Below are 6,684 nucleotides of genomic sequence, written 5' to 3'. Positions count from 1 at the left end.
GCCGGGCGGCGGCACGGGCCGCGATCCGGCGGGGCTCGGCGACGACCACCCGGCGTGCGGGGGCGCCGGTCAGCAGCCCCGCCAGCGCCAGCGGCACGAGGGTCGTCTTGCCCGTCCCCGGCGGCGCCACGAGAACCGCCGTGCCGAGTCCCTCCAGGGCGTCGTCCAGGGCAGGCAGGGCGCCGCGCACGGGCAGCGCGTCCAGGGCGTCGTAACGGATCACGCCCCTAGTGTCGTACGCCCTCCCGGGCCGCCTGTCGTACGGCCTCCCCAGTCGCCTCGCTCAGTCGCGTGCGCACACGAAGACGGCCGTCCCGGGGATGAGGTTGCCGCGCAGCGGTGACCAGCCGCCCCATTCGGAGGTGTTCCAGGCCGGCCACTCCGGCTCGACCAGGTCGACCAGCCGGAAGCCGCCGGCCACCACGTCCCGGACGCGGTCGCCGATCGTCCTGTGGTGCTCCACGTAGACCGCCCGGCCCTCCTCGTCCTGCTCCACGTAGGGCGTGCGGTCGAAGTAGGAGGCCGAGACGGACAGGCCCTCCGGGCCGGGCTCGTCGGGGAACGCCCAGCGGATGGGGTGGGTCACCGAGAAGACGAAGCGGCCGCCGGGGCGCAGCACCCGCCGCACCTCCGTGAGGACCCGGACCGGATCGGCCACGAAGGGCAGCGCCCCGTACGCCGAGCACGCCAGGTCGAAGGACGCGTCCGCGAAGGGGAGGGCGCCGGCGTCGGCACAGACGAGGGGGAACGTGCCGCCGATGCGCAGGGCGTGCTGGAGCTGGCGGTGGGAGATGTCCAGGGCGACCGGGCGGGCGCCCTGCGCGGCCAGCCAGCGCGCGCACTGGGCCGCGCCGGCGCCGATCTCCAGCACGTCCCTGCCCTTGAGGTCCTCCGGCGGGCCGAGCAGCTCGGCCTCCACCTCGTCGAGACCCTCGGGGCCCCAGACGAAACGGTCGTCCCCGAGGAACGTGCCGTGCTCCACCTGGTACTCGTCGGCGTTGCGGTCCCACCAGCCGCGGTTGGCGCGGGCGCTCTCGGCGACGTCGGCCTGTCGTCGGGTGGCCTCGGGCTCGACCGATCCGGTCGCGGCCTCGGGGAAAACGGGGTCTTGGATGATCGGCTCCCTCGTCGTACTCTTCCCTCCAATCCGGTCACCCGAGGGGTGTCACGGAAGAGGTGTCTCAGGCCCGCGTGGCCTCCAGAGACAGTTCTTGTGCCGGGTATGCGGCGATCCGCCCCGGGTGTGCGCCTTCGCGCATTGACCCTGTCCGGCTGCCCCCGTATGCTACAAGTTGCGCTGCGGGCCTGCGCACCTCAGACGTAGCAGGCTGCGCTCGCATCTGTTGTATGTCCCCTCGGTTGTCGAGGCGCCATCACCAGTCACTGGTTTGGCGCTTCCTTGGCTGTCCGGCTTCTTCAGAGCGATACGGGCTCCCGGCGTAGCAGTACCTACGACTTCAATGTCCGTACCGGAGCCCTTTCCCACATGACGAGCAGCACCGAGACCACCGCAACCACCCCGCAGGTAGCGGTCAACGACATCGGTAACGAGGAAGCCTTCCTCGCCGCGATCGACGAGACGATCAAGTACTTCAACGACGGCGACATCGTCGACGGCGTCATCGTGAAGGTCGACCGGGACGAGGTCCTGCTCGACATCGGTTACAAGACCGAAGGCGTCATCCCGAGCCGCGAACTCTCCATCAAGCACGACGTCGACCCGAACGAGGTCGTCGCCGTGGGCGATGAGATCGAGGCCCTGGTCCTCCAGAAGGAGGACAAGGAAGGCCGCCTCATCCTGTCCAAGAAGCGCGCTCAGTACGAGCGTGCCTGGGGCACGATCGAGAAGATCAAGGAAGAGGACGGGATCGTCACCGGTACCGTCATCGAGGTCGTCAAGGGTGGTCTCATCCTCGACATCGGCCTCCGCGGCTTCCTCCCGGCCTCCCTGGTCGAGATGCGCCGCGTCCGCGACCTCCAGCCCTACGTGGGCAAGGAGCTCGAGGCGAAGATCATCGAGCTGGACAAGAACCGCAACAACGTGGTCCTGTCCCGCCGTGCCTGGCTGGAGCAGACCCAGTCCGAGGTCCGCCAGACGTTCCTCACGACCCTCCAGAAGGGTCAGGTCCGCTCCGGTGTGGTCTCCTCGATCGTCAACTTCGGTGCCTTCGTGGACCTGGGTGGCGTCGACGGTCTGGTCCACGTCTCCGAGCTGTCCTGGAAGCACATCGACCACCCCTCCGAGGTCGTCGAGGTCGGCCAGGAGGTCACGGTCGAGGTCCTGGACGTCGACATGGACCGCGAGCGCGTCTCCCTGTCGTTGAAGGCGACCCAGGAAGACCCGTGGCAGCAGTTCGCCCGCACGCACCAGATCGGCCAGGTCGTGCCCGGCAAGGTCACGAAGCTGGTTCCGTTCGGTGCGTTCGTCCGCGTGGACGAGGGCATCGAGGGTCTGGTCCACATCTCCGAGCTGGCCGAGCGCCACGTGGAGATTCCGGAGCAGGTCGTCCAGGTCAACGACGAGATCTTCGTCAAGGTCATCGACATCGACCTGGAGCGTCGCCGGATCTCGCTGTCCCTGAAGCAGGCCAACGAGTCCTTCGGTGCCGACCCGGCGTCGGTCGAGTTCGACCCGACCCTGTACGGCATGGCCGCGTCCTACGACGACCAGGGCAACTACATCTACCCCGAGGGCTTCGACCCCGAGACCAACGACTGGCTCGAGGGCTACGAGACCCAGCGGGAGGCGTGGGAGACCCAGTACGCCGAGGCGCAGCAGCGCTTCGAGCAGCACCAGCAGCAGGTCATCAAGAGCCGCGAGGCCGACGCCGCCGCTGCCGCCGAGGGTGGCGACACCGCGGGTGCGGCTCCGGCCGCGGGTGGCGGTTCGTACTCCTCCGAGGGTGCGGACACCTCCGGTGCGCTGGCTTCCGACGAGGCGCTCGCCGCGCTTCGTGAGAAGCTCGCGGGTGGCCAGAGCTGAAAGCTGCCGCTGAGGCTTAGCCGGTAACTGAAGGGCCGTACCTTTCGAGGTGCGGTCCTTCAGTGTTTTCGGCTGCGGGCCGGTGGGGGCTGGTCGCGCCCACGCGGCGGAGCCGCAAATCGAAACAGTCCCGCGCCCCTGAAGGGGCGCTTCGCCCCTCTGCTCGCCATGAAAAGGGGGCGAGAGAGGGCTGATCAGGTGGGGCTGCGGGAATGCCCCTGGTTCAGGGCGCGTTGAAACGTACGAACACGAGGAGGAGCGGTCACTGTGCTTGATCCGCAGGGTTTGTACGCATGGGAGCCGAAGGGGCTGGCCGTCGTCGACATGGCGCTCGCCCAGGAGTCGGCCGGTCTGGTCATGCTCTACCACTTCGACGGATACATCGACGCGGGCGAAACCGGCGACCAGATCGTCGAGCGGCTGCTGGACTCGCTGCCCCACCAGGTCGTGGCACGCTTCGACCACGACCGGCTCGTGGACTACCGCGCCCGCCGTCCGCTGCTGACCTTCAAGCGCGACCAGTGGACCGAGTACGAGGAGCCCGCCATCGATGTGCGGCTCGTCCAGGACGCCACCGGAGCGCCCTTCCTGCTGCTGTCCGGACCGGAGCCGGACGTCGAGTGGGAGCGGTTCGCCAAGGCCGTGGAGCAGATCGTGGAGCGGCTCGGCGTGCGCCTGGCGGTGAACTTCCACGGCATCCCCATGGGCGTCCCGCACACCCGCCCCGTCGGTCTGACCCCGCACGGCAACCGCAATGACCTCGTCCCCGGCCACAAGAGCCCCTTCGAGGAGGCCCAGGTCCCTGGGAGCGCCGAGTCCCTCGTCGAGTACCGCCTGATGGAGGCCGGCCACGACGTCCTGGGCGTCGCCGCGCATGTGCCGCACTACATCGCCCGCTCGCCCTACCCGGACGCGGCCCTGACGGTTCTGGAAGCCATCACCGCCGCCACCGGACTGGTCCTGCCCGGTATCGCCCACACCCTGCGCACGGACGCCCACCGCACCCAGACCGAGATCGACCGCCAGATCCAGGCGGGCGACGAGGAGCTCACCGCCCTGGTCCAGGGCCTGGAGCACCAGTACGACGCCGCCGCGGGCGCCGAGACCCGGGGCAATATGCTCGCCGAGCCGGTGGACATCCCGTCGGCGGACGAGATCGGCCGGGAGTTCGAGAAGTTCCTGGCCGAGCGGGAAGGCGACAACTGACCTCCGGCCCTCCCGCTGTCAGTGCCAGGCCCTAAGCTGCCCCTCATGCTGAAGGTGGGCCTGACCGGCGGGATCGGTGCCGGCAAGAGCGAGGTGTCACGGCTGCTCGTCGAGCGCGGGGCCGTGCTGATCGACGCGGACCGGATCGCGCGGGAGGTCGTCGCGCCGGGGACACCGGGGCTGGCCGCCGTGGTGGAGGCCTTCGGCGAGGACGTGCTCACCGATGACGGCAGCCTCGACCGGCCCAAGCTCGGCTCCATCGTCTTCGCCGACCCCGAGCAGCTCGCCGTGCTCAACTCGATCGTGCACCCCTTGGTGGGAAGACGCTCCCGTGAGCTGGAGGAGGCCGCCGCCGAGGACGCGGTCGTCGTGCACGACGTGCCCCTGCTCGCCGAGAACGGCCTGGCCCCGCTCTACGACGTCGTGATCGTCGTCGACGCCGACGCCGAGACCCAGCTCGACCGGCTGGTACGGCTGCGCGGGATGACGGAGGAGGACGCACGGGCGCGTATGGCCGCGCAGGCCTCACGCGAGCAGCGCCGGGCCATCGCGGACGTCGTCATCGACAACGACGTACCGCTGGAGGAGCTGGAGCGCCGGGTGAAGGACGTATGGGCCGATCTCGTACGGAGAGCCGGTGCCATGGAGGGGTCGTCCCAGGAGCCTCAGGAATAGCAGGTGCCTTTCCGGGCGTTGAACCCTGCCAGTGAGGGAAGGACTCTAGCCGTGCCCGAGACCAGCGGATCGACCGGACGTACTCCGGAGACGCATGTCATCGACTTCCGTGCCGCCGAGCAGCTGCTCAACGCGCGGGACCCGCGGGGCGCGGTGAAACTGCTCGACTCGGTCATCGCCGCCCACCCGGAGAACACCGCCGCCCGGCTGCTGCGCGCGCGAGCCTTCTTCGCCGCCGCGCAACTGCGGCCCGCCGAGCTGGAGTTCACGATCGTCCTGGAGCGCGAGCCGGACAACTCGTTCGCGCACTTCGCGCTGGCCCGCACCTATGAGCGGCAGGGACGCCAGGAGCAGGCCAAGCGGCACTTCCGGCTGGCGGCCGCGCTGGACCCCAACCCGCAGTATCTGAAGGCGGCCCGGTTCGACGAGTCGGCGTGAGCCAGGCCGGCAGCCCCTAGGGCCTTAGCGCGGGCGGCTCTCCGGCGGGCGGTACGGGGGGATGTCCGGGCCCGGCTGGTAGTGCGGGCCCTGGCGCAGGTGCCTGAGGATGATCGTCAGGTCGACGGTGATCACCAGCCAGAGCACCCCGCAGGCGGCGGCCCACCCGGGCCGTCCGGCTAGGGCGAAGGCCGCCGTGCCGAAGATCGCCCAGACCAGTCCCCACACGCTCAGCCAGAACCGCGCCCGCAGCGCACTGCGCGCGGTCGTGGGTTCACTGCCCGTCCGCATCGCCGATCACCACTCCTTCTTGCAACGTACTCTTCGAGACGGACGTTCACCAAAGACTGTGAGTCAGGGCTGTGAGCCACGGCCGTGAGTCAGGGGGTACCCGTGCTGCCGGACGCCGACGGGCTGGCCGAGGTGCTGGTCGACCTCGCCGTACCGCACGAGGACATCAACGAGGTCGTCCGCATGGGGCGGCGGGTGACCGACGACCCCGAGCTGCGGCATGTCCTGGAGGCGTCGGTCGAGGAACTCCTCCGGGACCTCGGGGAGATCCGCGGCGGGGTCGAGCTGCCCGAGCTGGACTGGCCCGCGGGGGCGCTGCACCGCTGCTTCCCGGTGTACGTGTTCGTGGCCGCGCTGCCGTACACGCGGGCCTACCACCGCGAGCGGGGTGTACCGGAGGACGTCTCCCGGCGCACTCTCGCCGACCTCGGCAGGAACATGGCCGTGCACCGCAGGCGGTACGGTCTGGCGGGGGTTCAGGCCCCGCGCTGGCTCGTGCACCACTTCCGGGGCGAGCTGTACCAGCTGGGCCGGCTGCAGTTCGAACGGGCGCGGCTCGGGCAGCGCACGGGGGCGGCGCTGGCGGCGGCCGGGCTCGACCCCGGCCCCGGCACGCTCTGTCTGAACCTGCACATCCCCGACTTCCTCGGCCCGCTGTCACCCCGGGCGTGCGACCGCTCGCTCGCGCTGGCCGCCGAGTTCTTCGCGCGGCACTACCCCGAGGAGAAGTACCGGGCCGGGGTCTGCCACTCCTGGCTGCTGGACGCGCAGTTGAAGGAGCACCTGCCGGCGGAGTCCAACATCGTGCGGTTCCAGGAGCGGTTCCGTATCGCCCGCGTGGACGAGGAGCCGTCCGACAAGGAGCCGGTGCAGTTCGTCTTCGGCGACCCTGAGCTCTCCATCGAGGCGCTGTCCCGGCGCACGACCGTCGAGCGTGCCGTCGGCGACCATCTGCGGACCGGCGGCCACTGGTACATCGGGCACGGGTGGTTCCCGCTCTAGGGCCCTTCTGGTGGATCTCCGCGGCGTCACGACGCCCGGCACGCACTCCCCCACTCTCGGCTTCGCTCGAGCGGGGGGACCCCCATGCC

8 protein-coding genes are annotated in these 6,684 nt (G+C 70.1%); 5 read left to right on the top strand and 3 right to left on the bottom strand.

Annotation, left to right across the window (positions count from 1 at the left end):
• Both ABZT17_RS44665 and ABZT17_RS44660 read right to left on the bottom strand, forming a co-directional pair.
• Positions 1 to 223: hypothetical protein (locus tag ABZT17_RS44665; RefSeq protein WP_356357921.1), on the bottom strand; the 223-nt coding region annotated here is incomplete at its 3' end.
• A gap of 60 nt (positions 224 to 283) precedes the next feature.
• Entirely contained in the window at positions 284 to 1,117 is an 834-nt protein-coding gene (locus ABZT17_RS44660) for a class I SAM-dependent methyltransferase (protein WP_356357923.1), read from the bottom strand.
• Between the two features lie 369 nt (positions 1,118 to 1,486).
• On the opposite strand from ABZT17_RS44660, the gene rpsA reads away from it, so the two are divergent.
• The 4 genes from rpsA (at position 1,487) to ABZT17_RS44640 (ending at position 5,302) form a co-directional block, all read left to right on the top strand.
• Positions 1,487 to 2,983 (top strand): 30S ribosomal protein S1, encoded by a 1,497-nt coding sequence (gene rpsA / locus ABZT17_RS44655; protein WP_356357920.1) that lies wholly within the window; start codon positions 1,487 to 1,489, stop codon positions 2,981 to 2,983.
• Between the two features lie 267 nt (positions 2,984 to 3,250).
• Positions 3,251 to 4,189 (top strand): PAC2 family protein, encoded by a 939-nt coding sequence (locus ABZT17_RS44650; RefSeq protein ID WP_356357919.1) that lies wholly within the window; start codon positions 3,251 to 3,253, stop codon positions 4,187 to 4,189.
• Between the two features lie 45 nt (positions 4,190 to 4,234).
• On the top strand, positions 4,235 to 4,864 hold the full coding sequence (gene coaE / locus ABZT17_RS44645; protein WP_356357918.1) for a dephospho-CoA kinase: 630 nt from the start codon (positions 4,235 to 4,237) through the stop codon (positions 4,862 to 4,864).
• 51 nt (positions 4,865 to 4,915) lie between these two features.
• Positions 4,916 to 5,302 carry a tetratricopeptide repeat protein gene (locus ABZT17_RS44640; RefSeq protein ID WP_356357917.1) on the top strand — a complete coding sequence of 129 codons (387 nt, stop codon included), beginning with the start codon at positions 4,916 to 4,918 and terminating at the stop codon, positions 5,300 to 5,302.
• Between the two features lie 24 nt (positions 5,303 to 5,326).
• Here the strand turns inward: ABZT17_RS44640 and ABZT17_RS44635 are convergent, their stop codons facing one another.
• Positions 5,327 to 5,593 (bottom strand): DUF6343 family protein, encoded by a 267-nt coding sequence (locus ABZT17_RS44635; protein ID WP_356357916.1) that lies wholly within the window; start codon positions 5,591 to 5,593, stop codon positions 5,327 to 5,329.
• Positions 5,594 to 5,695: 102 nt separating this feature from the next.
• On the opposite strand from ABZT17_RS44635, the gene ABZT17_RS44630 reads away from it, so the two are divergent.
• Positions 5,696 to 6,595, top strand: a complete 900-nt coding sequence (locus ABZT17_RS44630) for an acyltransferase domain-containing protein (protein WP_356357922.1) — start codon at positions 5,696 to 5,698, stop codon at positions 6,593 to 6,595.
• Positions 6,596 to 6,684 lie beyond the last annotated feature (89 nt).

This window comes from Streptomyces sp. NPDC005648 (assembly GCF_040605395.1).
Taxonomy (GTDB): Bacteria; Actinomycetota; Actinomycetes; order Streptomycetales; family Streptomycetaceae; genus Streptomyces.
Note: the sequence above shows the minus strand (reverse complement) of the source record. Positions and strands in the feature narration are given on the sequence as shown.

Excerpts from the sequence above, each read along its gene's own strand:
- rpsA (WP_356357920.1), top strand. The coding sequence starts at position 1,487 with ATGACGAGCAGCACCGAGACCACCGCAACCACCCCGCAGGTAGCGGTC.
- coaE (WP_356357918.1), top strand. The coding sequence starts at position 4,235 with ATGCTGAAGGTGGGCCTGACCGGCGGGATCGGTGCCGGCAAGAGCGAG.
- ABZT17_RS44635 (WP_356357916.1), bottom strand. The coding sequence starts at position 5,593 with ATGCGGACGGGCAGTGAACCCACGACCGCGCGCAGTGCGCTGCGGGCG.